This is a genomic window from Paracoccus sp. 22332, from assembly GCF_052045125.1.
Taxonomy (GTDB): domain Bacteria; phylum Pseudomonadota; class Alphaproteobacteria; order Rhodobacterales; family Rhodobacteraceae; genus Paracoccus; species Paracoccus haematequi_A.
Genome location: NZ_JBQEOI010000002.1, coordinates 128,724 through 148,938, shown reverse-complemented (window position 1 = coordinate 148,938; position 20,215 = coordinate 128,724). Strand labels below are relative to the sequence as shown.

The 20,215-nt window shown below is 61.9% G+C and carries 31 protein-coding genes and 2 tRNA genes; 1 reads left to right on the top strand and 32 read right to left on the bottom strand.

Features of this window, described 5'->3' with window-relative positions; translation table 11 throughout:
• Positions 1-102 precede the first annotated feature (102 nt).
• The 21 genes from ACTJI6_RS02830 to ACTJI6_RS02730 all read right to left on the bottom strand — a co-directional run bounded on the left by ACTJI6_RS02830 (position 103) and on the right by ACTJI6_RS02730 (position 14,529).
• A complete protein-coding gene (locus tag ACTJI6_RS02830; protein ID WP_440797647.1) occupies positions 103-399 on the bottom strand; it encodes a phage tail assembly protein in 297 nt (98 codons plus the stop codon).
• On the bottom strand, positions 399-914 hold the full coding sequence (locus tag ACTJI6_RS02825) for a phage major tail tube protein (protein ID WP_440797645.1): 516 nt from the start codon (positions 912-914) through the stop codon (positions 399-401). Before ACTJI6_RS02825 ends, ACTJI6_RS02830 begins: the two co-directional genes overlap by 1 nt.
• A gap of 12 nt (positions 915-926) precedes the next feature.
• Entirely contained in the window at positions 927-2,015 is a 1,089-nt protein-coding gene (locus ACTJI6_RS02820) for a phage tail sheath subtilisin-like domain-containing protein (RefSeq protein ID WP_440798018.1), read from the bottom strand.
• A 131-nt stretch (positions 2,016-2,146) separates the two neighbouring features.
• On the bottom strand, positions 2,147-2,581 hold the full coding sequence (locus ACTJI6_RS02815; protein ID WP_440797643.1) for a hypothetical protein: 435 nt from the start codon (positions 2,579-2,581) through the stop codon (positions 2,147-2,149).
• Position 2,582: 1 nt separating this feature from the next.
• On the bottom strand, positions 2,583-3,347 hold the full coding sequence (locus ACTJI6_RS02810; protein WP_440797641.1) for a phage tail protein: 765 nt from the start codon (positions 3,345-3,347) through the stop codon (positions 2,583-2,585).
• A 1-nt stretch (position 3,348) separates the two neighbouring features.
• Positions 3,349-3,906, bottom strand: coding sequence for a phage tail protein I (locus tag ACTJI6_RS02805; RefSeq protein WP_440797639.1), 558 nt, complete (start codon positions 3,904-3,906; stop codon positions 3,349-3,351).
• Between the two features lie 3 nt (positions 3,907-3,909).
• A complete protein-coding gene (locus tag ACTJI6_RS02800; protein WP_440797638.1) occupies positions 3,910-4,794 on the bottom strand; it encodes a baseplate assembly protein in 885 nt (294 codons plus the stop codon).
• Positions 4,791-5,114: a GPW/gp25 family protein gene (locus tag ACTJI6_RS02795; protein ID WP_440797636.1), complete on the bottom strand. Its 324-nt coding sequence runs from the start codon at positions 5,112-5,114 to the stop codon at positions 4,791-4,793. The genes ACTJI6_RS02800 and ACTJI6_RS02795 overlap by 4 nt, the downstream gene beginning before the upstream one ends.
• 3 nt (positions 5,115-5,117) lie before the next feature.
• Positions 5,118-5,291: a hypothetical protein gene (locus ACTJI6_RS02790; protein WP_440797634.1), complete on the bottom strand. Its 174-nt coding sequence runs from the start codon at positions 5,289-5,291 to the stop codon at positions 5,118-5,120.
• Positions 5,292-5,302: 11 nt separating this feature from the next.
• Positions 5,303-5,824 (bottom strand): phage baseplate assembly protein V, encoded by a 522-nt coding sequence (locus tag ACTJI6_RS02785; RefSeq protein ID WP_440797632.1) that lies wholly within the window; start codon positions 5,822-5,824, stop codon positions 5,303-5,305.
• Positions 5,817-6,551, bottom strand: a complete 735-nt coding sequence (locus ACTJI6_RS02780; protein ID WP_440797630.1) for a hypothetical protein — start codon at positions 6,549-6,551, stop codon at positions 5,817-5,819. The genes ACTJI6_RS02785 and ACTJI6_RS02780 overlap by 8 nt, the downstream gene beginning before the upstream one ends.
• Positions 6,551-6,919, bottom strand: coding sequence for a hypothetical protein (locus tag ACTJI6_RS02775; RefSeq protein ID WP_440797628.1), 369 nt, complete (start codon positions 6,917-6,919; stop codon positions 6,551-6,553). Before ACTJI6_RS02775 ends, ACTJI6_RS02780 begins: the two co-directional genes overlap by 1 nt.
• Before the next feature lie 10 nt (positions 6,920-6,929).
• Positions 6,930-7,064 (bottom strand): hypothetical protein, encoded by a 135-nt coding sequence (locus ACTJI6_RS02770; protein WP_440797626.1) that lies wholly within the window; start codon positions 7,062-7,064, stop codon positions 6,930-6,932.
• A 2-nt stretch (positions 7,065-7,066) separates the two neighbouring features.
• Entirely contained in the window at positions 7,067-8,092 is a 1,026-nt protein-coding gene (locus tag ACTJI6_RS02765) for a major capsid protein (protein WP_440797624.1), read from the bottom strand.
• Positions 8,093-8,105: 13 nt separating this feature from the next.
• Positions 8,106-8,480: a head decoration protein gene (locus ACTJI6_RS02760; protein ID WP_440797622.1), complete on the bottom strand. Its 375-nt coding sequence runs from the start codon at positions 8,478-8,480 to the stop codon at positions 8,106-8,108.
• Between the two features lie 12 nt (positions 8,481-8,492).
• Complete coding sequence (locus ACTJI6_RS02755; protein WP_440797620.1) at positions 8,493-9,500, bottom strand: head maturation protease, ClpP-related; 1,008 nt, start codon at positions 9,498-9,500, stop codon at positions 8,493-8,495.
• 14 nt (positions 9,501-9,514) lie between these two features.
• Positions 9,515-9,754 (bottom strand): gpW family head-tail joining protein, encoded by a 240-nt coding sequence (gpW, locus tag ACTJI6_RS02750; protein ID WP_440797618.1) that lies wholly within the window; start codon positions 9,752-9,754, stop codon positions 9,515-9,517.
• Positions 9,744-11,366 carry a phage portal protein gene (locus tag ACTJI6_RS02745; protein ID WP_440797616.1) on the bottom strand — a complete coding sequence of 541 codons (1,623 nt, stop codon included), beginning with the start codon at positions 11,364-11,366 and terminating at the stop codon, positions 9,744-9,746. Before ACTJI6_RS02745 ends, gpW begins: the two co-directional genes overlap by 11 nt.
• Positions 11,363-13,225, bottom strand: coding sequence for a phage terminase large subunit family protein (locus ACTJI6_RS02740; RefSeq protein ID WP_440797614.1), 1,863 nt, complete (start codon positions 13,223-13,225; stop codon positions 11,363-11,365). The genes ACTJI6_RS02745 and ACTJI6_RS02740 overlap by 4 nt, the downstream gene beginning before the upstream one ends.
• Positions 13,182-13,754 (bottom strand): hypothetical protein, encoded by a 573-nt coding sequence (locus ACTJI6_RS02735; RefSeq protein WP_440797612.1) that lies wholly within the window; start codon positions 13,752-13,754, stop codon positions 13,182-13,184. Before ACTJI6_RS02735 ends, ACTJI6_RS02740 begins: the two co-directional genes overlap by 44 nt.
• A 187-nt stretch (positions 13,755-13,941) precedes the next feature.
• The gene (locus tag ACTJI6_RS02730; protein WP_440797610.1) at positions 13,942-14,529 is read right to left on the bottom strand and encodes a hypothetical protein; all 588 of its coding nucleotides are present in this window, start codon (positions 14,527-14,529) and stop codon (positions 13,942-13,944) included.
• A 64-nt stretch (positions 14,530-14,593) separates the two neighbouring features.
• Here ACTJI6_RS02730 and ACTJI6_RS02725 point away from each other — a divergent pair, with 64 nt between their 5' ends.
• Complete coding sequence (locus tag ACTJI6_RS02725; RefSeq protein ID WP_440797608.1) at positions 14,594-14,953, top strand: hypothetical protein; 360 nt, start codon at positions 14,594-14,596, stop codon at positions 14,951-14,953.
• Positions 14,954-15,019: 66 nt separating this feature from the next.
• Here the strand turns inward: ACTJI6_RS02725 and ACTJI6_RS02720 are convergent.
• The 11 genes from ACTJI6_RS02720 to ACTJI6_RS02670 all read right to left on the bottom strand — a co-directional run bounded on the left by ACTJI6_RS02720 (position 15,020) and on the right by ACTJI6_RS02670 (position 20,123).
• A tRNA-Asn gene (locus ACTJI6_RS02720) sits at positions 15,020-15,097 on the bottom strand.
• A gap of 117 nt (positions 15,098-15,214) precedes the next feature.
• Positions 15,215-15,290 (bottom strand) — tRNA-Thr (locus ACTJI6_RS02715).
• Positions 15,291-15,665: 375 nt separating this feature from the next.
• Positions 15,666-16,406, bottom strand: coding sequence for a hypothetical protein (locus tag ACTJI6_RS02710; protein WP_440797606.1), 741 nt, complete (start codon positions 16,404-16,406; stop codon positions 15,666-15,668).
• Positions 16,403-16,753 (bottom strand): hypothetical protein, encoded by a 351-nt coding sequence (locus tag ACTJI6_RS02705; protein WP_440797604.1) that lies wholly within the window; start codon positions 16,751-16,753, stop codon positions 16,403-16,405. Before ACTJI6_RS02705 ends, ACTJI6_RS02710 begins: the two co-directional genes overlap by 4 nt.
• Positions 16,754-16,995: 242 nt before the next feature.
• On the bottom strand, positions 16,996-17,187 hold the full coding sequence (locus ACTJI6_RS02700; RefSeq protein ID WP_440797602.1) for a hypothetical protein: 192 nt from the start codon (positions 17,185-17,187) through the stop codon (positions 16,996-16,998).
• Positions 17,184-17,411 (bottom strand): hypothetical protein, encoded by a 228-nt coding sequence (locus ACTJI6_RS02695; RefSeq protein ID WP_440797599.1) that lies wholly within the window; start codon positions 17,409-17,411, stop codon positions 17,184-17,186. Before ACTJI6_RS02695 ends, ACTJI6_RS02700 begins: the two co-directional genes overlap by 4 nt.
• Before the next feature lie 451 nt (positions 17,412-17,862).
• Entirely contained in the window at positions 17,863-18,210 is a 348-nt protein-coding gene (locus tag ACTJI6_RS02690; RefSeq protein ID WP_440797597.1) for a DUF6378 domain-containing protein, read from the bottom strand.
• A complete protein-coding gene (locus ACTJI6_RS02685) occupies positions 18,203-18,367 on the bottom strand; it encodes a hypothetical protein (protein ID WP_440797595.1) in 165 nt (54 codons plus the stop codon). Before ACTJI6_RS02685 ends, ACTJI6_RS02690 begins: the two co-directional genes overlap by 8 nt.
• Entirely contained in the window at positions 18,364-19,125 is a 762-nt protein-coding gene (locus tag ACTJI6_RS02680; protein ID WP_440797593.1) for a DNA cytosine methyltransferase, read from the bottom strand. Before ACTJI6_RS02680 ends, ACTJI6_RS02685 begins: the two co-directional genes overlap by 4 nt.
• Positions 19,122-19,535 (bottom strand): hypothetical protein, encoded by a 414-nt coding sequence (locus ACTJI6_RS02675; RefSeq protein WP_440797591.1) that lies wholly within the window; start codon positions 19,533-19,535, stop codon positions 19,122-19,124. Before ACTJI6_RS02675 ends, ACTJI6_RS02680 begins: the two co-directional genes overlap by 4 nt.
• Before the next feature lie 9 nt (positions 19,536-19,544).
• On the bottom strand, positions 19,545-20,123 hold the full coding sequence (locus ACTJI6_RS02670) for a hypothetical protein (protein WP_440797589.1): 579 nt from the start codon (positions 20,121-20,123) through the stop codon (positions 19,545-19,547).
• Positions 20,124-20,215 lie beyond the last annotated feature (92 nt).

The following is a 20,215-nucleotide window of genomic DNA, read 5'->3' as shown; positions in this document are numbered from 1 at the left end:
AGAGCGGGCTTATCTGGTCGAACATCAGGAAGAACAGGTCCGTGTCCCAGTCCATCACGTCATTGATGGGCTGGTGCAGATACCGGCCGCAGGCGGCGACCATCAGTGCGAAACCGGCCCCTTCGCCTGACGTTCCACCATCGCCGCCGCCGTCTTTCCCATCAGCGGCAAGGTGGCTTCCACCATCCGCTCGAAGTCGTCGGCGTCCATGTCCTCGATCACCGGCAGGGGCTTACCGCACATGCTGGCATACATCGCCATGGTCTTTGCCATGTCGCCCTTGACGGCATCCATCGCCACAAGATCCTTGGCCTTGCGGCGGCGGAAGGTCAGAGCCTCGATCTTCTCGCCCTTGAACTCGACCGGCCAGTCAAGCCGGAATTCCACGATATCGGTCATCAGATCATCCCCAGCGCACGGCGGCGGCCGGGCATCTGCTCCCTACCCATGACCCGCACCGAGAAGTCATCGAACGCAAAGATCTCCTGCTCCGTCCCGTTCACGTCGACGAACAGAGTGCCGCTGTGGACAGTGATCTCGTATTCCGTCTCGGCCCGCCCGCCAGGCTCCCAGCTTCCCGCGTCCATTTTCAGCACATCGCCGAAGAATTCGAAGCGGGCTGCATGTTCCGTGCCGTCCTCGGATTGCAGGTAGCCCCTGGCAATGAACTTGTCGTTCTTGCCGACGCCAAGCAGTTCGATCATCGCCGGGTCGAAGGCCGTTTCCTTGAAGCTGGCGCGGGTGGCCTCGTAGCCCATGAACACCTCGCGGGGCTTGATCATGCCCGCGTTGCGCATTTCCTCGGTGGTCTTTTCCAGCACCGGGATGGTGATCTCGTTGGCCTGGCCGATACGATTGCGGTCGTTCGCCACAATCGTGCAGTCCTTGAGGATATAGGCTGGCAGCTTTGCCATGATGACCCCTCCTTACAGGGCGTCGTCGGTTTCGAACCGACCGGTGACGGAATTGAACAGGGCCGTATAGGCGACGTTGATCTGGCGATGTGCCTGAATACGCAGGTCATAGATCGGCGCCGGAACCTCGAAAGCCATCGCGAACTTGACGATGCCCTGCACGCCGGTTTCCGGCAGGTTGTCGGTAGACAGGCCGAACTGCGAACCGGGCAGCAGCACACCCTCGACCTCAAGCTGTTTCAGCAGCCCCCGGCCCGTCATCGACATCAGGTCCAAGTTATCCTTGGTCATCGGACGCCCGATATAGGCGATGAAGGCGTCCTCAAGGCTTTCGTGAACCATATCCGTCACCCGGACCACGTTCACGAATTCCCAGATCGTGCCGACAGCAGCGGTCATCGGACCCCAGGTGCGGAAGCCGTCCCCCCGGTTGATGATCGTGTTGACCCCGGCCTCGTTCAGTTCGCTGGCCTCGGTTCCATATTCGACCGGCAACGACACTCCAACGATGCCTTCCAGCAGGACATTGGTATGTGCCCAGGCCGGGCTGCGTTGCTGGTCCAGCATGGACTGCACGGCGGCGAAAGCCGTGCTGGACGGGTGCGCCACGGTCACGCCATCGTCGGATTTCAGGATCGGTCCATCGGAGATGCAAACCCGCTTCTGCGCCCCGATCAGAGGCACCGCGAGTTTGGCCGCCGCGATGGTCGTGCCGGGGCCATCAACGTAAAGCTGCGCGCGCAGATCGTTCGCAACGACGATAGCCTCAGCGATGACCGCATTGGCAGGCGCCTCAGAGGCGGCACGAAAGCCCGGCAGAACAAGCAGCTTCGGCCTCGGCAAGCCCAGCATAGCAGCCGATTTGAAGGCATGGACGCCCGTCTTGGTCGTGGCGTTGCCGACCGCGTTGGCAGTGCGCTCCGCATCCTCATCACCGGCATCGGTGAGCACCACGATGATCGTGCTGGCGCCATTATCCAGTGCCGTGTCGATCTCGCCCTGAACGGACTCAGGCAGATCCGCCGCATCAGATGCCTTGCGAATGGCAATCGGCCGGTTGAACGCCACGCCAGCAGGCAGATCGGCGGTGGGAATAGACATCAACATGCCCATCACACTCGTGGATTTGGGGCGCGCGACGACCAGCTCGTCCGCGCTCTGCGTCACGCGGACGCCGTGGTAACGCTCTAGTGGCATCTGTGCCTCCTGTGTTGTGAGCGAGTGAGCCGCCGTCAGGCGGTGATCTGCGCAGCCGCGCGGAACAGATTGTCGATATCGGCTTTCGACAGGCCCAGTGCGGTCCCAAGTGTCAGGATCGACGGTGACATGCGGCGGAACTCCACCGCGCTGTCCCACGCTTCAATCAGCAGGTCATTACCGCTGGATCGGATCGCCGCCTCGGCTGCATCGAAGTGCCCTGCGTTACGCAGGGCCATGCGGGCCTGGAACCGACTTACCACGTCGGGGACAGGCGGTGATACAGATGCCTGATCGGCGATCATCGGATTGCCATGCGCATCCGCTATGATGACCTTCCCCGAACCTTGCGCAGCCATAAGCGCCGCGTGGTCCTTTGCGGAAATCGGCGCTGCACCCTCCGGGGGCGGCATCAAGCGGCTGTCGAAGAATTCGGCGCGGCCATCGTTGAACTTGATGTAGAGGCTCATTTTACCACCCGATAGCGACGACGAAGTATGTTGCAGAAGTGTCGGGCGAAACCGCGCGCCGGACTGTGACCTGACCCAATGCCAAGTCAGTCGCGCTGGCGTCGTTCGCTGTAATCGGCGTTGCCGACCGGCGTGTGGATAATGCGCCTGCCGCAGCGTTGGGGAAGGTAGTCGGCAGGGATGCGGTGACGGATAGGTTAGTGCCTGTGACGGCAACGGACAGCCACTGGACGATCAGCCCCCCTGGCAGAATGATGTAACCGCTCCCGCCGATGGAGCGCCTGAAAAGCGCCGATACGTATTGCGCGACCCTAAGGGGCGTCATCGCGCGGTTGTTCAAGACGCCAGTTTCGGCCTCCAGCTGCGTGGCGATACGCACGTCAATGCCGATATCCGCCCCCAGATCACCGCCTCCGGTTGCAAGACCAGTCGCAGCAATGGACCTGGTGCTTGGCACACGCGTATTGGCATTGTCGTTGACAGTCTTGACGGCTCTCGAAGTAGCAGCCTCAGTTTCCGACGTGCTGTTGACCGCATTGGAGAGGCGGACAAGACCCGCCACAGCCGTAGTCGCAGCAATGGCCTTTGCTAAAAGCTGATCGACCCGAAATTTCAACCAGTTCGTGCGCTTCGCAAGCTGCATCGCCGGGATATTGGTTAAGCCAGCTTTCGTGGCTTCGCTAGGAGGACCGCCCAGAACAGGATCGGTTGTCTCGATCTGATAAATCCCGGCGGGATATTCATTAGATTCTGGCAAATTCGCCATCTTAGACTACCCCGTGCGTGAAGTGGCCGTCATAGGTGATGGCCCTGTTGTAGAGATTTGATGCTTCCTCGAAGGTCATCAGCTTGAGGTGGCAGCGTGCCGGTGCGGCTGATGTGAGGATCGCGCGTGCCAGTGCTGCCTGGCGGATGGACATGGGCCGTGACAACTTGACTCGATATTCGGCCCAGTGATCTGACGGCGCATGATTACGGGTGCCGTTATAGGCAAACCCGGCATCATGCTGGCTGGCGGACCAGCCTTCCTGGATTTCGGCATCCCCAAGCCCTGCGGCTTGCAGCGCCCGGCGCATGGCCCAAACCGTCCCCTTCCGGCGATGAACCTCGATGCTGGCAGCGATGGTTTCCCGTTTCGCATCCTCAGACCAGAAAGGGTCCCATTCATCGACAGAACGGGACCATGCCAACCACGGCAGAAGGGCCGCAGGAACCCTCCAAGGATCGCGCAGACCATCAGGCATGGGCAGGCCGATTGCCGCAGTCCCAGCGCTTTCCAGCGCCCGCTCTGCCTCGGTCGCGTTGTAGGGCAGCAAACTATCCATGGATCATGCTGCCGTGATTTCGATTTCGCCTGCCCAGGGCGCTTGCAGGTTGGTGGTCGTCACGTCCGCAGCCGGAGAGGTCAGGCTGACTGCTTCCACGCCAGGGCGATGCAGTGCCGCGAACAGCGCGCTGCGATGGATCGTGGCCCCGATCTTCCGCTGGCGCTCGGTGTATTCCTGCACCGCCGCCGCCGCGTCCAGAAGGGTTGCCTCGGAACCGGGACCGGATTGAAACGTCAAGACGGCGTTCACGTCATAGCTGACCAGTTCGGCCGGCAGAACGATCACCGTATCACAAAGGGGGCGAACTTCTTCCGCGTTCAGGGCATTGGAGACGGCATCGGTCACGGCGCTGGCGGGAACGCCCGAACGACCCAGCACAACGACCTGAACCTGACCAGGAGCCGGGGATGTCACCCCCGCATCCAGCACTTGGGCATCTGCACTCAGGGCATGGTATTCGTAGGCCCCACGGGGGCCTGCTGTCGAAAACGACTCAAGCGCGATTTGGGCGCGGTTACGCAGTTCGGCATCCGTTTCCATCACCGCGAGGATCGGCGGAACGGCGTCCGGATCAGCAGGCTCGATCACCATCCGCTGCACGCCATACTCCGCGACGAGGTTGTCCAGATCGGCTCCGGTCGCGGTTGAGAGATAGGCCGACCGCGCAATATCATTGAAACGAGCCTCGTGAACCAAGGCGCGATACGCGATAGCCTGTAGGACAGCCTGAACCGGATCACCCTCGACAGCCAAGGCGGGGGCCAATGACGGCGCCAGCGCAATCGCGTCAGCCTTCAACTGCGCGAGGATATCTTCGTAGGCCAGTGGGCCGATGATCTCCGGGAACGGAAGCTGGTTCAGATCGATGGCGACATAGCGGCTCATAGAACAACCCTTCCGCTTACCTGGTCGCCTTGGAAAATGCCGTATACCGTCAGCGACAGCCGCCCCTCTGCCGTGGGTTGACCCATTTCCACTCCTGTCAGAGCGAAGCGCGGCTCCCACTGTGCGATTGCCAAGGCGGAAGCGGCGTAGACGGCGAGGATGATCTGCGGCGTCATCGGGCGCCCGATCAGGTCGGACAGTTCAGAACCGAATTCACGCCGCATGACTCGAGACCGTAGCGGCGTCGTCAGGATCATCCCGATGGATTGAAGCACATGCTCCCATTCGCTGATGGGACGCATCGTCTCGCGGTCCAGCATGGATCAGGCCTTCTTGGCCGGGTCTTTCTTCTCGGGTTGCTCCACCACCAAGGCAACTCTCCCGTGGTCCAGGAACATTCCGGCCTGCGCGGTGGTCAGAGCGATCTTGGCGCCTTTTTCAGTCCAAAGGCCGTGGATAAAGCCGTCCTCCAGGACCGTGTAATCTTGTGTTTTCATGATGGTGCCTTTCAGTTGGGCGCGTCGGTGTTGCCGTTGCCTCGGTCCACCCCGCCATGGGTATGGGTCTTGCCGATGTTCTTGCCGTCATGGGTAACTGCCGGGCCGCTGATGGCGATGCCGCCCGCCGTGATGGTCAGGGACGATCCGCCAACAACCAGAACGATACTGTCCTCGGTCATCAGAAAGCTGGCCGCGCCAAGAGAGGCAAACAGTTCACCGTTCTTGTCGTGGGGACGATCCCCCGCAAAGCCGGAGCCTTCGATGGCTGCGTCCGTCAGGTCACCACTTTCCGAACGGACCATGACCATCTGGCCCACGGTCGGCTCGGCTTGGATTTTCAGGGCGCCGGATGATGCGCTTCTGACCGGTATCCAGCCTGTCTTGAACCCATCCGCCAGTTCGACGCGGTAAAGCCCCTTGGCTGGATCGGCGTCCGATACCCGCCCCTCCATCCCCTGCCCCCGCGAGCGGCGTTCCAGATCGGACAGCCGCCGGAACACGTCAGACAGGATGCGCGGCAGATCAGCCAATGCCGTATCCTTGGATGGTGGCGTTCTGCGGAAAGCCAAGGGCCTTTGCTTCGCCAGCGGTCATGCCGCGCCCGGCGACAATGGATTTCCACTCAGGCTGCGCCGTGCCAAGCATCCCGCGCACCACGTCCTCCACCGGATCACCATCCACAGCAGCCAGGAACCGCGCCCAGATTGACCCTTGGGCCAGCGCCTGCCCCGGAGCGGGGTCCGGTAGTGCGCTGACGGTGATGCGGGTCTGCCTTGCCGCGATGCGCAGGCCTTCATCGGCCGATGCCCGGCGGCGGCGCTCGATCTTGGTCACGGCGTGGATCAGACCGCGCCACAGTTCAGCCCAGCCATCGGCGCCAGACAGGATCGCCATCACCTGACGGTCCATCAAGTCTAGCGCAACCTCGAAATTGGCGTCCGTCGCAGGGATGTTCACCCCGGCAATGACAGACTCGCCGGTTTCAGGGTCGATCTCGGTCATGGCCGAGGCCACGCCATATTCAATCACGAAATCCAGTTCGCCATTCTGGCGCAGGCTGCGCAGATCGGTATCAGTGGTCCGGCTTTCGTCGGTATAGACCAGCACGAAAGGCCGGTCCCGATCAGTCAAAAGCTGGCCGTCAGGGGTCAGGTCCAGCGCGCCGAAGTCGCTGTCAGCCACGTTGGCGCCGACGATGGTCTGCCCAGCCAAGGCTTTGACAGCGCAATGGCGCAGGGCGAGACGGCAAAGGGACATCAAGCGGCTCCCAGATCCAAGACCAGGCGCCCGTGGGCGCTTTCCGTCATGCTCAAGACCTCGAACCAAGGTGATCCAGGACGTTCCGTGGCGCGCAGCTTGTCGCCCTTGCGCACGTCCGGCAGGCCAGTGCGGTCAAGGTGCAATTCAGCTTTCCCTGCCGCGATCCGCTGAGACCAGCTCGCCGCCGCCCCGCCCGTGACGCTGACTTCCTTGTTCCGTCCGACCCGCAGCACGCCCCGAATATCGGATTGCGTGCGGGTCGCATCGGCTTTCCCTGCGGCAAGGGGGAAATGTCGCAGGGTTTCCGACATGACGGCATCGACAGCACGGATCGCATCCGCCTGAATTTGCTGGAACGTCGCCATGTCGGGATCCTTAGTCCTTGGCTTTCGCCTTGTGCTTGTCGTCGGATGCCTTCGCTTCTGGCTTACCTTCGACCTCAGGCTTGCCCTGCCCCGACTTCACGAACTTGCCGTTGTAGAAGCCGCTTTCGGTTACGCGCTCGCCCATGATCAACGCCCTCGTGCACGCAGCAGCATCTCGGGGCGAGTCGCAATGAACAGCGGGTAGCTGTAAAGCTCCACGCGGTCCCATGCGTCACGACCGGACGGATCGGCCAGCACCATACCGACATATTCCCGCCCACGTTGGCCCAAATAGGGCTTGAACTCATCGGCAGGCGCCCAGCCGACCTTGAACGCGCCGCGCGCGCCGACCGGGAAGAACTGCGCCTTATCGGTGCCGACAGCGATGGTCGATTTGTCATCAGTGCCGCGATAGTTGATGAAGGTGATGCCTTCGGTTTCGATGGACGAATACCCTTCGATATCCTCCAGCATCGCCGCGCCTTCGGTGCCCAGCTTGGTTTCTTTGATCTGCGGGTGGTTCACCAAATCATCGAAGAACGTGTCGCCGGTCAGAGCGGCAACGCGGGTGCTGGGGGTCCAGATGCCCTTGGCGGCATCCATCATGGCGCGCTTCACATCACGGCACTTCTTGCGAATGTCCGTGGTGGCCGTGCTCAGAGCGAAGTTGATCTCCGCAGGCTGGGAGATGCCCCATTCCTGATACCAGTCCACCAGGACCGATCCATCCGCGTCCAGAACCTTACCCTGCACAGCGCCAAAGCGCATGTGCTCCCAGGTCAGTTCCATGTCGTTCAGGATCTGACCCGTGCGCTCGGTGACTTCCTGCGTCACATCGCGGGTCTGCACATCAAACGGCAGCGCCGCGGTGCTGGCAAGTTCGGCGGCATAGATGGTCGAACCCTTTGCGAGGCGGTTAGCCGGGAAAACCCGAACCTTCGCGCCCTGCGGGATGAGTTCTTCCGGGGGGGCGCCGGTTTCCGAGGTCGGAATCAGCGTCAGGGTGCGGTTGCGATCCGCAATGGCGATATACTTCGAGCGCGAATAGATCGGCTCGAAAAGGTTCAGGCGCCCCAGAAGATCGGGCCGGTGATCGATCCGCTCGACAACTTCCTCCTGAAAATCGACCATTCCCCACGCATTCGCGTTGAAGACATCAGTTACGAGTGCCATTGGCTTGCTCCTTTTAGCGACCGATGATGCCGCGCTCTGCGAGCTGGCCCATGGCAGTGGTTTTCTGGTTGTCGGTCACGCCTTCTTTCCAATTCAGGACATCTGCATGAACTTCGGTGTCGCGCGCGGTGATGGTGCGGCGGACATCCTCGGAAGTCGCATCGCAGCCCTCGAACAAGATGGCAGCGGCGGTCTGCGCGCCGTTGCTGGCGGCAGGATCGAGAGGAGCATACTTGCCCGATGCCGTCACCTTGCCAAGAACTGCGCCCGCCTTCAGAACACCGGAGCCGCTGGCAATGATGACTTGTTCGCGCGACCGATAGATATTGGCCGCTTCCGACACGATGTAGTGGGCCGTAGTGGCCCGGCTTTGCTCAAAAACAGCCATGTCAGGCCCTCCTTAGCGGCGCTTGCTGTTGAACTTGGTGACGGCATCCGAAAGCGCCGTCTTGCTGAGCGGGGTCTTCGCTTCGGGCTTCCCGCCCAGACCCGCAGTCGCCAGCGCGGCAGCTTCGGGTTTGGGGGCATCCGGCGCCGGGGCTGCGGCCAGCATCAGCTTTGCCTCCTCAGGGGTCAGGTCGGTGCTTTGGCAGATGTATTCTGCCAGCGCATCGCGCCCTTCCCGCTCAGGCAGGGCCATGATCGCTGCGCGGCGCTCACGGTCGGCTTTGACGGCATCGGCCTGCGCCTTTGCCACGTCGATCTGTTCGGCGGGCTTGCCGTCCGCCTTGGTCTTGTCGGTCATGGTGATCTCCTTTTGACCGGGGGCGGCGGACTGTGCCGCCTGTGGATTGGCCTTGAGCCAATTGCGGGCCTGCGCGCGCAGCGTTTTCGGCGCGTGGGCGTAATGCTGGATGTTCATGAAGGCGGTGATCGGCGCGGAGAGACGCTCCACGGCACTGTCGGCGAAGCCCTCGGCAATCGCTTCCTCCGCAGTATACCACCGCTCTGCTTTCATGACTTCCCGGCAGTCCTCAACAGACTTGCCGGACTTGGCGGCGTATATGCGGGCATAGGCGGTGGCCAAGGCCTCCAAGCTTTCAATCTGCTTGGCATGATCCGCGCTGTTTCCTTGGGTGAACCCCATAGGATCGTGGATCATCATGACGCTTCCTTCGGCCATGCTGACGGTTTCACCCGCCATGGCGATCAGAGACGCAGCAGATGCCGCAATTCCTTCCACGACGACATCAGTCCGACCAGAGCGGCTCACCAGAAGGGCGTAGATCGCAGCGCCCTCGGACGCATAGCCTCCGTCCGACAAAAGATGGACGGTCAGGCCGGATGCATCGTCAACTTGGGCCAAGGCAAGGACGACATCAGGATAGGAGAAGTGGTCGATGCCCTCATAAAGATCACCGACATAGCCCGAAAGCGTGAGCTTCGAGCCGTCCAGAATGCAAGCCATCGCTTTTCCTCGTATCAGTAGGGCCGGACGCGCACGCCAATGGCGTAGCGGGTGCGCGTCTGCGGCAAACCCTGTTCTTGCTGACACAGCACCTCGGCAGCCGCGATTTCACGGTCCAGTGCAGTCATGTCGGCGCGGGTGTAGCGAACGCGGTCCTCACCAAAGGCCACTTCGCTGACCGCCTTGCCGGTGATCAGTTCCTCGCGGACCTTCCTCAGCCGCGCCAGCCGGGCGCAGGCGGTTTCATCCGGCATTGGATTGCTCCCTTGTGCCTTCCGCCGCCGATCCAAGCGGCCCCGCCCCGCCGCCCGTGGTGCGACCGAACGGGGATTTGACACCCATATCCTCAAACCGGGCATGTTCTCGGGCGATCTGGTCCAGACCTTCTTCCCAATCGAGGCCGCGTTCTGCCCAGATTTCCTGGATCGTCATGCTGCCTGTTTCCAGCCGGACCTTTTCCGCAAGCGCATCCTTGTAAGGATCAGCGCTCGGTCGCGGGGGACCGCGCCATTCCGCGTCAATGACCAGATCCCGGTTGGACGCGAAGGCTCTGTATCCGCCCTTGAACGGGATCCGGCCCTCTGCGATGGCCTCATCCAGCCACGCCTCGTAGATGCCCTGCGCGATGGGGGCCACGATCCGTTCCCGGCGGCGGATGATCGTCGGCCAGACCGAAGCAACCGCCATACGGGTCGATGAATAGCTGGCCGAGGAATGATCCATGGTCAGGCTCTCGACCGTCACCCCCAGGCAGCGGGCGACTTCCCGCAGCAGATTGCGCTGAAATGCCTCATACTGCGGCCCACCCGCATTGGCAGTGTGCAGTTCCAGCTTCTCGCCCGGCCCGAGGTGGTTGACCTGGCTGGCGTCCCCACCAATCGACAGGCGCTTGGATTTCAGGCTCTCGATCCGCTGCTGCCAGACGGCCATAAGGTCCGACGCCAGTTCCTGCGCACCTTCAAAGGCTTCATCCCCATCGAGTTCGGCCACGGCTTGCAGCGCCTGAAAAGCGCCATCGGACGGTTCCGGACTGGTGATCGTGGCCGCGAATGCCGTTTGCAGAAGCGCCGTGGTCAGTGTCGCATCGGCCAGTTGGTCCGACTGTGCGATGACCTTGAAGGCCGGGGTCATCGGGGAAATGCCGCGCGGGCTGTTCGGGGTCGTGCCCCGGTCCATCGTGTGGATGATCCTTTGGATCGCCCCCGCCATCACCGGCAGGTCAAGATCCCGCTCAATCCCTGCTTCGCAGACACGGAACCGATAATGCGTGGGACGCCCGTTTTCGTCGTTGTAGATGCCCTGGTCCCAGCCCTCGACCAGCGAGGTATAGCGGGACAGCCGGTGCGGACTGACCAGCCGGGCCTTCACCCCAGACCTGGCGCCATACCGCTGCCGCATCGACGCGGGCATGTAGTCCAGCACCGAAATGGCTTCGCCACCGGCAAGGTAATACCGAGCCGCGCCGTCCAGCATCTCTTGCACCGTAGCCCGGCCCTCGATGTCGCATTCGCGCGGCGTCCAGGACCAGCGGCGCCATTCATTCTCCACCAGACGGCACCAAGCAGCCCGTTCGGCATCGTCATAGCCAAGCCGGGCCAGATCGGGGCGGGCGTTCAGCTTCAACTCCGTGCCGATCATGTCGGCGATGATCTGATCCGCAGCCCCGGAAATCCAGCCACTGTTCTGCATGAAGTCGAACGCCAGGGCGAAAGCCCGATCCGCAGCCCGCAGAACGTCGTGCTTCACATCCCGCGTCACCGCCCGGCGCATGTTGATGATGCCAACGCGGTCGTGGCCCATGTATTCCATGCGGGCGGCAGGCTTCTTGACGCGAGACTTGCGGGTCGCGGGGGTCTTGGTCGTCAACTGTAGCCCCCCCATCTCTGACGGTTGCGTTTCTGCTTCACCACCGGGACCGGCGGTATCGGATCGTTCTGCGGATCGTCGTCCGCGACATCAGGATCGGGGTCAGCCACCGGCACGCCCGTATAACTGGTGCGCATCAGGCGCGTCGGCAGAGACAGCATCGCCGCCTCGGCCAGGATGAAGCAGTCCAGCGCCTCGTTGCGCTTGTGGCCCGGCTTCATCTTCCATTTCCGCTGCAACCGGCCCTCTCGGGTCAATTCCGTGACCACCATTTCCGAGGTCAGTTGCTGGAAATAGTCAGCCGACAAGCCCGTCATCGGGAAGTGGACAGCCTTCGGTGTCCGTTCTTCCCCAGGCACGATCCGCAGCCGGGCCTGCAAACCGTCCTTGGCTGTGTCCACCCCGACCGCCCAGAGGCGATCTCCGGCGTTTTTCGTCCGTAGCATCGCCTTACCCCAGATGGGCTTGGACCCGCGATGGTCGTTCCCGATACCCTTGGTGGCATAAATCTTGCGGCTGGTCCGCGCTCGGGCGAAGGAAAGCACCATCGACCCGAAATGCCCGCCACTATCCACGCAGGCCGACCGCACCCGCAGGCTTCGACCATCTTCCGTAACGCAAACCGTGTCCTTCAAGGCCGCGTCCAGTTCGGACCAGACAGCCAGCTTACCGGGATCGCCGGTCAGCACCTCATGCCGAATGACCCAGGCTTCCTCTCCATCGCCCCAACCGATCAGCGAATATTCAAGCCGGTCGTCCTGTGTATCGACCCCTGCCGTGATGAACCGCACCGCCTCGGGCAGGCTCTGGTCGTCGTAGGCTTCGGCGCGTGCTGCCAGTTCGTCGGGCGAGGAAGCTTCGCCCCGCTCCTCCCAGGGATCACCCTTGACCTCGTTGACCCATTGCCGCAGCCGAGGCGCGAAGTCCTTAGCCGCGAGAAACTTCCTGACGATCTGCTCCATACTCACCCACGGCGACAGGCCGATGGTGATGTGAAAGCTGGCGATCCCGTTGAAGGGCGCCGTGGCAATCCACCTGCCCTGCTCGACGGCGCGCATCCGTTCGGCATCGGTCCAGAGGCAGCCACAGTCATCGCAAAGATAGCGGGCCGTTTCCGGCTTGTGCCCTGTCTCGTCCTTGTCCCAGACAATCCTTTCCCAGCGCATCACCTGCTCGGTGTCGCAGTGCGGGCAAGGAACGTGGAATTTCCGCTGGTCCCCTTGTTTATACCAAGCCAAGACAGTCGAAGATTGCCCGTGCCCCGGCGTCGAACCGATCAGCGTCTTGCGGTTCCAGAACGTGTTCTGCCGCGATAACGCCAGCGATATCGGATCACCGAAGTCCCCAGCGCTCGGCGGATACTTGTCCACCTCATCGGCCAGGACGATCCGCACCGGACGCGATGCTAGGTCGTTCGGCGTATTCGCCCCAACGATGGCGAGGTAGCCGCCAGGAAAGCCTTTCTCCAAGATGGTGTTGTCGCTGTCACGCGACTTCGCGTCCTTAATCTTACCCCGCAGCACAGGCGTGTCCCGCAGCATCGGCGTGAGACGCTTCTTCGACCAGTTCTCCGCCATCTTCACAGTCGGCTGGATAGTCAGGATCGAAGAAGGATCCCGGTCGATGTAGTAGCCGACTGCGTTATTGATGACCTCCGTCCATCCCACCTGGGCCGGTTTCATCACCGACACGACCTGAACGGCCGGATCAGCCAACGCATCCATGATGCCGCGAAGGTATTCGGTCCTTGATGTGCGCCATTTCCCCTGCTCGGCGGAGGATTCCGAACTCAAAACCCGGTTTTCGTCAGCCCATTCACTCAGCGTCTGGACCGGAGGCGGCGCCAACATCGCCGCCATCTGCCGGTAGATCGTCCTCCTGATCCGCTTCGTCTGCACCGGACGCGAGTTCAAGTGCCCCATTGCTCAATTCCCCGAGCGCCAGATGCACCTCGTCATCCACGATGCGCTTCATCTCCACGCCATCCACTGCCAACTGCAATCTCGGCACAACAGCGGCGCCGATCCCCAGCAAGCGCGCCCGGCAGCGCGCGAAGGCCTTGCCGACCTCGGCACCTATCAGTTCGATTTCCGCAACCTCGTCACGGGCCTTCGCCAGTTCGAGTTCCGCAAGGGCTGCTTCCGCCGCCAGCTTGCGCCGCTTGGCTTCCTCAATGTCCGTGATCGCAACAGAATCAAGCGCGGCCCGTTCGGCCCGTTCTTCACGCCAACGGATCACCTCGGAGGGCAGATAGGTCCGCGCCCGACGATCACCGCCGCGCGTTGGCATCCCCAAATCCGCCCATTTCCGGATCGTCTCGCGGGTAACTCCAAAGATTTCAGCGAGTTGGCGCTGATTAACCAGCCGGTTGTCCTGCCCCTGGGTCAATGCCAACTGCCTTTCGGAATTTCAGAAACTAGACATATTTCGGGCTGGCCCGCCACCGACCCTGCCTCAGGGTAGAGATACGGTCCCTGAACCGGGGGGGGGTGTGTTGCATTCTGCACCAACGTTGCCTTTTTGCCACACTCGCCTGACCCTGTTGATAACTCGGGCCTTCGCCCTGCATTCCTGGTCAGGCCACCACACCTCGCGTCACCTGCGTGATCTCGTGTGCAATGCGATCCGGGAGTTCATCCGCCACCGCATGGAAGGCGTCGGAACTCTCGTTCTTGACGATCTCTTCGGGGACGCTCGGCCCGAACTGCTTCTCGATGGGCAGCGAACTGGACGTGACGCGCTGGAACACATGGCCTTGGGCGACGGGCTTGCCGCTGTTCCACCGGCCTGCGTGGATGAACATGCCGGTGAAGCGGGTTGCCTTGCCCCAGGGCTTGGCCCTGACACCATAGCTGAACTGTTTGGCGGCAAACTCGCGCAGCGGGACTTCCGTGCCTCGGCTGACGATCTGGTAGTCTTGCCGCGTGAAGTTGGCGCGGACCTTCCCCACTCCGCCGTATTTGATGATCTGCCCCCGCTTGAGGCCCATCTGCTTTCCGACAGCACGGATGACGCGGGTATAGGCCTTGTCGCCCACCTTGTTCAGGGCGCGGCGATAGACCTTACGGTGCATCGTCTCTGTGCTGCCCAGTTGCTCAATGCCGTTGGAGAAGCGCAGGTGGCCTTCGCCGTGGGTGCGGAGAGAATAGGAAAGGATCGGCATTGAACTCTTAGCCCATATGCAGTTTCGTTTGCTGTGAGAAAACGATTTCGTTTGAGGAGAGCCAATGAGCGACGTAGCGACTTACCAGCAAGCTTTCCGAGAGTATCAATCTCGGAAAACTGAGTTGCAGCGCTTTATAAGCGAATTGAACAAGATGTCCTCCGGTGCCCAGTACCACATCCGGGATTTTCTGGGTTGGAATTTCCATATAAACTTGGAACCACGAGGACGGCAGTTTGGAAACCAGAAGGATGTCCATGTCTCCCACTGGCCCACAAGAGAAGAGTTCGATCACGCAGCTAAAGCTTGGATCAGCAGTCACGGCCATCTGATGGAGGTCTGGAGAAGCCTTCCCGACACCAATAAAGACGGTTTGCAAACACCCCCAGCAGACCTGACCGCCGACCTTCGCAGCTATCGCTGATGTCAAACCCCGCCTGCGTAATGCGGGCGGGGCTATCCGCAGCGGGATATACCCGGCGGGTGGATGTGGCTGGCGGTGCTGGACTCGAACCAGCCTCGATCCCGGTTAACAGCCGGGCGCCATCACCTGGATGACTTACCGCCAATGGATGGTGCCTTGCCCAAGGGCTGACTGTGGAACTCGGCTCGGAGACAGCGCCCTGCTGGGACACACCGCCTAAGGCTCTGCCTTTTGGGCCAGTCGCGCCCAGGGCGGGAAAACTGGTGCCGCTGCGAGGACTTGAACCCCGCGCCGTTCGCTTACAAGGCGACTGCTCTACCAGATGAGCTACAGCGGCAAATGTCGTGCGGTGGCGATCAACCCACCGGCCAGGCGGACCTGGGCTTAATGCGGATGCCCGAGGACAGAGCCGCTGACGAGGTGAGCGCGGATCAGCCAAACGGGCCAGTCGTCGCCTTACGGGCTGTTCCTGGCGTCCGACGCTATGCCGGTCCTCGATCCGTCTAGCCAGCTTGCCGTTCGCAGGTTGTGGCCGCTGGGTCTCCCTTACGGGTTGCGATACCCGCCGCACTCAGGTGGATCATGCCGCATATCGCGTGCCCGAAGTCGTGGCCCAACTTGGGAAACATGATCCGCCAAAGCCCGGAATCAAAAGCGGCCCCGTTCTCACAGAGCCGCGCTTTGCAGAATACTACGGCATTCACCTGCGAAGTCAAGCGCCTCTATACTGAACCTTGCGGCCTGCAATGCCATCGGCCACACAATGAAGCGCGCGCACCAAAGCAGCAGGATCACGGCAAGGCTGATCCTCAACGACCGTTCGCAGAGCTATAGACGCGGCTCGGGCATCGACATGGCCAAGCCATCCGTGCATCGCCATCCACGCATTGACAGCCTGATGATACCTTTCCTCGTCTGTCCGGGGATCAGTTGCAGGCGTCGTTGCGTCGGCTTGCAAGGTTTCCGTGGGAAGCATGATCCGCAAGCAGGTAGCATGACGGTTCGGTGCCCCCAAGGCACGGTCATAGGCGAGAACAGTCCTGCGCATGTGTTGGGCCGCGTCCCAGAGGTTCTTCCGTGTCCCTTCGTCACGCGCGACCGACGCAATCGCCCTGCCAGCCGAACAGCCCAACCATACCGCCCGCATATCGCGCAGTTGAGCAGATCGGGCGAGCCTTGCCTGATGGCGGGCCTTCCGGGCTTCTCTGGTGTCCTCGTCGGGGTCGCTGGGCTTCTCTGGCACGACGATTACAGGGATCCCCATCTGGCGGCAACGCGCCTCAAGCGCAGGCACATCAGCGTCCCGCTCGAAGGCCTCGGCCTTGATCTGTTCCATTCGGGCCTTGCCCTGATCGGCGCGGCGCGGGATTGGCGCCAGACCGGGCAGTCCCGCCGCTTCCATGCGGGCCTTCCGATCCCGGCGCTTCTGGGCCTCGGTGCGAGCCTTAGTCATGCCATCACCTTTTCCAGACGAGCGTTCAGTTCATTGATCTTCGCTTCGCAGCCTGCGATCATTTTGGCGGTTTCCGACTTCACGGCGGCGATAGACTCGCCCAATCGCTTCGCTTCCTTCTGGATGGCGTCCAATTCCTGATTGCGGCTGTCGGGGCCGAACAGTTCTTCCCTGACCTCGGCCACCCAGCCCCACAGCACTCCATCGCCAATCGCATCGGCCACCGTCTTGTCGCTCTCGCCGTCCTTGAACCGCTTGCGTTCGTCGTCGTAGACCATTTCGAGGATCCCGATGATTTCGCGCTTCTGCTTCGGCGTGGGCTTCCGAACCTCGTCCTTGACCGCCATAGGCGCATCCTCCCTTTGTGCTGACGCCTCAACCTTCCGCTTTGCCTCGCAGGCAGGGCAGCGCAAATCTCCCTTCACCTCTGACCATCCATGCGATTCCAGCTTCTTGATGATTTGCCCCCTGTTCGGCTCGGATGAGTGGGGCGACGTGCGAACGTAACCGCACGGCACGGTGTCATCGCGACCGCATACATCGCAGACAACCCTGGCACGATTTACACCCTTGCCTCGGATGGCCTCTATCATTCCCCTCTCCCTCCGATGCCGTGGCGCTGATCGTCCAGATGCGCGGTCAGACCGCCTGTGGGCCGCAGGGCCGCGATCTGCGCCTCTGCCGCTGCTATGATGGCGATGCGGCTCTGCGGGGTGTAATGGCGCAGGGATGATCCAGCAGCGGACAGGATGGCTTCGGCCAGTTGTTCGGCGGGGGTCATTGCTGCACCTGTTGGTAAGCGCGGAGATGGATCAGAACATCGCGCTTGCTCACGATGAATGGCGATGCCCCTTTGTGCCGCAGGACAACATATCCCTCGACGTAACCCATGATACGCGCGGTGTCGTCGGGCCGGTTTCTCTTGGCCTGCGGGTGGGGCGTCGGGATTGTCACCTTGCGCTCTTCCCCGACCGCGTCGATCAGCCGTTGCAGTGCATTAGACATGGGCGTCCTCCTTCTGCCGTGGGGCGGGCCACTCGACTTCCCACCAGTCGGAGCTGAGATTGCATTTGCTGATGTCAGCGCCTGCTTGGATCAGTCGCAGCATGGCGCCCATCTTGTGACGGCTGGCGAACATGCCAGGAGTGGGCTTCCACTGAATTGAACGAACACGCATCACGCATCCTCCCTTTCCGGGGCGGGCAGGGTTTCGATCATTTCGCGGAGTTGCTGGAGGGCGCGGGGGCGCCTGATGCGGTATGCCCTCACTCGCGCAGGCTCAGGAATGTGCCATACCCAGCCGGAAAATGGGGAGGTGTTGAGTTCCTCGCGAGTTCTGACCGACCCAACACGACACACAAGCACCGTCCCATCAAATAGCGCGACCTTCACCATCATGCCGAAACAAGGGCATCCCTTGCCGTCATGTTGAACCCACGGCCCCCACTCCTCGCGGTCACTCATCGGTCTGCCCTCTCTCGCTGTCGGTGTCCCGAGAAGCACCCGCAAGGCCGCACTCGTAGGCGATGCCGAGGTAAGCCATCGCATCGACGTAGCTGTCTTGGTGGCCCTTGTTCTTCGCCAAGCGGGCCAGCTTCGTCGCCACGTGCATCAAGGCCACGTCGCGCGAAGTCAGCTTGATCCCGGTGATTGCGAAGAAGATGTCAGCTATGTGCTGATGGTTAGAGGCTGGTTCGCCATAAGCCTTGTTACGGTCGCCGCTGGTGAGGTCTGCCGCCGTTTCAAGCATTGCCACACGATAGGGCAGCGCGGCGCGGCGCAGAATGGTGTTGTCGTCAATCATCGCCCTGTTCCTCGTCCCAGTGATCCAGATCTCCGCCGCCCAATGCTCTCACTTGGTCGCGGAGGGCTGCGTTGTCGGTGTGTCGCTCCTGGCGGCGTTCTTGCTTGCGGCTGTCGCGTTGGCGGTTGGTGCGCCGGGTTGGGGTTGCTTCGGTCATGCGGCCTCCATGATGTGCCGTTCCATGATCGCGCGCCCGATCGCTTCAGCGATGACTGGCACGATCGCGTTGCCGCAGGCCTTCAGTCGGGGTCGGTCCATCCCGACGCGAACCCCATCGCGACCTCGTAGGCTTCCGAGACGTGCGTCCAGTGAACGCCACGATCCAGCAGCTTCGTCGCCAAGCTGGGGGAGTGCCGCTTCCGCTGACTCAAGAATGCTTTTCCCGCCGACAAGTCGCGAAAGTCCCGAGCCGCAGGGGTAGGCAGCAATCCAGAGCCTTTCGCGGCGGTGGGGAAGTCCGGCGCTGAGTGCTGGAATGACACGCCATTCCGCATCATACCCGATTTCGGCCAAGTCCCCGAGAACTCGTCCAAACCCGGCACTAAGGAGACCTGGCACGTTCTCCAGCACGATGACTTCTGGTCGTAGTGAAGCGGCCAGTCGGGCAACTTCTGACCAGAGACCTGTTCTGGCGCCGTTGATGCCTTCGCGACCTTTGCCGCTGGTGTTGGCAACGCTGGCGTCCTGACAGGGGAAGCCGCCGGCAATGGCGTGGATAGGGCCAATCCCATCGGCGCGGAGCTGGTCGGCAGTGACAAGTCGAACATCGTCATACAGATGAACCTCTGGGAATTGCTTCTTGAGAATGCGGCGGGGGAAATCCTCGATTTCGCACAAGGCGGCTGTTTCGAAGCCAGCTCGTTCCAATCCGACCGAGAAGCCGCCGATGCCGCTGAACAGGTCCAGCACCTTCATCCCTGCGCTCCGTGATGCTGTGCCCAGAAATCCGCCATGGCCTGCACCATCGGCTTGCCCTTTCGTGCTGCTGCGTCGGCGAGGGCGGCACGGGCGCACGGTGACATTGCCCCGATGGCCTTGTAGGCGTTGCCGACAACGATGCTGTTGTGCTGTAGGCTGCCGACGCTATGGACGATCTTCCTGCCGCAACCCAACAGGCGAAGGCGGGCCTGAACAATTTCTGCTCTCAGGCAGAGGGCATCGGCAATTTCTTTAGCGCGATAGCCAAGCTGGTGGTGTTCCCGAATCCATTCGTCGCGCGCCTGTTTGAGTTCAAGCCGCGCGTTGGTCATCTTGCCGCGCAGGTGATTGGGGGCTGTCAAGGTCATGCATTCGCGGGCAGTGTCGGGAATGTTTGAGCGGTTCATCACATGCTCCTAGAAAGGAATGTCGTCGTCGTGGACCGGCACCGGGTCATGCGCGGCCTTGGTGATGGATTTGATTTCGGCTTGCTCGAAGGCGTCCTTGACGGCCTTGAGCATCCCCTGATCGAGAGCGTTCAGGGCGATGGCGACTTCGCGCATGGTGTAGACGCGACGGCCCTTGAGGTCGCCCATGGCGGTGTGGTCGCGTCCGTCCCTGATGATCGAAAAGACGCGGCCCTCGTATTCGTATTCCCAGACCTCGGGCGACTTCGGCTGATGCCCGGCTGCCATGGCCTCGGCTTCCAGAGCGGCCAGACCACGAATGCAGACCCCCGCCCTAGCCTTCACCTCGTCCGGGTTGTTCTCGGCTAGGGCTGCATTCAGCTTCGCCATGGCGCTGCCCCACTTTTCGGCAGTCTCGACGCTGACCAGTTCGGGCAGACGGTCGATCCCCCATTTCTGTTCGGCAGCGGTCATCGCGTAATCCAAAGGGGCCAGTGCCATGTCGCACCTGATTTCGAGAGTGGAGGCGTCGGGGGTCAGCAGCCGGTCAGCCTTGCGCTGGCGGCGGGGGCGTCTTGCAAAACTCATTCGGCACCTCCCGAGTGTGGAAAAAAGTGTGGTGTGGAAGCGGCCACCACCGCTTGGGAAAACCACCACCACCACACCCCCACACCCCTATA

What these genes read in the sequence shown, in the direction of transcription:
- ACTJI6_RS02830 (WP_440797647.1), bottom strand. Translation starts at nt 399, where the DNA reads ATGACCGATATCGTGGAATTCCGGCTTGACTGGCCGGTCGAGTTCAAG.
- ACTJI6_RS02795 (WP_440797636.1), bottom strand. Translation starts at nt 5,114, where the DNA reads ATGCTGGACCGCGAGACGATGCGTCCCATCAGCGAATGGGAGCATGTG.
- ACTJI6_RS02690 (WP_440797597.1), bottom strand. Translation starts at nt 18,210, where the DNA reads ATGATTGACGACAACACCATTCTGCGCCGCGCCGCGCTGCCCTATCGT.
- ACTJI6_RS02815 (WP_440797643.1), bottom strand. Translation starts at nt 2,581, where the DNA reads ATGAGCCTCTACATCAAGTTCAACGATGGCCGCGCCGAATTCTTCGAC.
- ACTJI6_RS02810 (WP_440797641.1), bottom strand. Translation starts at nt 3,347, where the DNA reads ATGGCGAATTTGCCAGAATCTAATGAATATCCCGCCGGGATTTATCAG.
- ACTJI6_RS02775 (WP_440797628.1), bottom strand. Translation starts at nt 6,919, where the DNA reads ATGGCGACGTTCCAGCAAATTCAGGCGGATGCGATCCGTGCTGTCGAT.
- ACTJI6_RS02755 (WP_440797620.1), bottom strand. Translation starts at nt 9,500, where the DNA reads ATGGCTTGCATTCTGGACGGCTCGAAGCTCACGCTTTCGGGCTATGTC.
- ACTJI6_RS02740 (WP_440797614.1), bottom strand. Translation starts at nt 13,225, where the DNA reads ATGGCGGCGATGTTGGCGCCGCCTCCGGTCCAGACGCTGAGTGAATGG.
- ACTJI6_RS02680 (WP_440797593.1), bottom strand. Translation starts at nt 19,125, where the DNA reads ATGAAGGTGCTGGACCTGTTCAGCGGCATCGGCGGCTTCTCGGTCGGA.
- gpW (WP_440797618.1), bottom strand. Translation starts at nt 9,754, where the DNA reads ATGCCGGATGAAACCGCCTGCGCCCGGCTGGCGCGGCTGAGGAAGGTC.
- ACTJI6_RS02770 (WP_440797626.1), bottom strand. Translation starts at nt 7,064, where the DNA reads ATGGGCGAGCGCGTAACCGAAAGCGGCTTCTACAACGGCAAGTTCGTG.
- ACTJI6_RS02800 (WP_440797638.1), bottom strand. Translation starts at nt 4,794, where the DNA reads ATGAGCCGCTATGTCGCCATCGATCTGAACCAGCTTCCGTTCCCGGAG.
- ACTJI6_RS02820 (WP_440798018.1), bottom strand. Translation starts at nt 2,015, where the DNA reads ATGTCTATTCCCACCGCCGATCTGCCTGCTGGCGTGGCGTTCAACCGG.
- ACTJI6_RS02695 (WP_440797599.1), bottom strand. Translation starts at nt 17,411, where the DNA reads ATGTCTAATGCACTGCAACGGCTGATCGACGCGGTCGGGGAAGAGCGC.
- ACTJI6_RS02780 (WP_440797630.1), bottom strand. Translation starts at nt 6,551, where the DNA reads ATGTCCCTTTGCCGTCTCGCCCTGCGCCATTGCGCTGTCAAAGCCTTG.
- ACTJI6_RS02765 (WP_440797624.1), bottom strand. Translation starts at nt 8,092, where the DNA reads ATGGCACTCGTAACTGATGTCTTCAACGCGAATGCGTGGGGAATGGTC.
- ACTJI6_RS02790 (WP_440797634.1), bottom strand. Translation starts at nt 5,291, where the DNA reads ATGAAAACACAAGATTACACGGTCCTGGAGGACGGCTTTATCCACGGC.
- ACTJI6_RS02760 (WP_440797622.1), bottom strand. Translation starts at nt 8,480, where the DNA reads ATGGCTGTTTTTGAGCAAAGCCGGGCCACTACGGCCCACTACATCGTG.
- ACTJI6_RS02730 (WP_440797610.1), bottom strand. Translation starts at nt 14,529, where the DNA reads ATGCCGATCCTTTCCTATTCTCTCCGCACCCACGGCGAAGGCCACCTG.
- ACTJI6_RS02725 (WP_440797608.1), top strand. Translation starts at nt 14,594, where the DNA reads ATGAGCGACGTAGCGACTTACCAGCAAGCTTTCCGAGAGTATCAATCT.
- ACTJI6_RS02710 (WP_440797606.1), bottom strand. Translation starts at nt 16,406, where the DNA reads ATGACTAAGGCTCGCACCGAGGCCCAGAAGCGCCGGGATCGGAAGGCC.
- ACTJI6_RS02675 (WP_440797591.1), bottom strand. Translation starts at nt 19,535, where the DNA reads ATGAACCGCTCAAACATTCCCGACACTGCCCGCGAATGCATGACCTTG.
- ACTJI6_RS02825 (WP_440797645.1), bottom strand. Translation starts at nt 914, where the DNA reads ATGGCAAAGCTGCCAGCCTATATCCTCAAGGACTGCACGATTGTGGCG.
- ACTJI6_RS02805 (WP_440797639.1), bottom strand. Translation starts at nt 3,906, where the DNA reads ATGGATAGTTTGCTGCCCTACAACGCGACCGAGGCAGAGCGGGCGCTG.
- ACTJI6_RS02700 (WP_440797602.1), bottom strand. Translation starts at nt 17,187, where the DNA reads ATGACCCCCGCCGAACAACTGGCCGAAGCCATCCTGTCCGCTGCTGGA.
- ACTJI6_RS02705 (WP_440797604.1), bottom strand. Translation starts at nt 16,753, where the DNA reads ATGGCGGTCAAGGACGAGGTTCGGAAGCCCACGCCGAAGCAGAAGCGC.
- ACTJI6_RS02685 (WP_440797595.1), bottom strand. Translation starts at nt 18,367, where the DNA reads ATGACCGAAGCAACCCCAACCCGGCGCACCAACCGCCAACGCGACAGC.
- ACTJI6_RS02670 (WP_440797589.1), bottom strand. Translation starts at nt 20,123, where the DNA reads ATGAGTTTTGCAAGACGCCCCCGCCGCCAGCGCAAGGCTGACCGGCTG.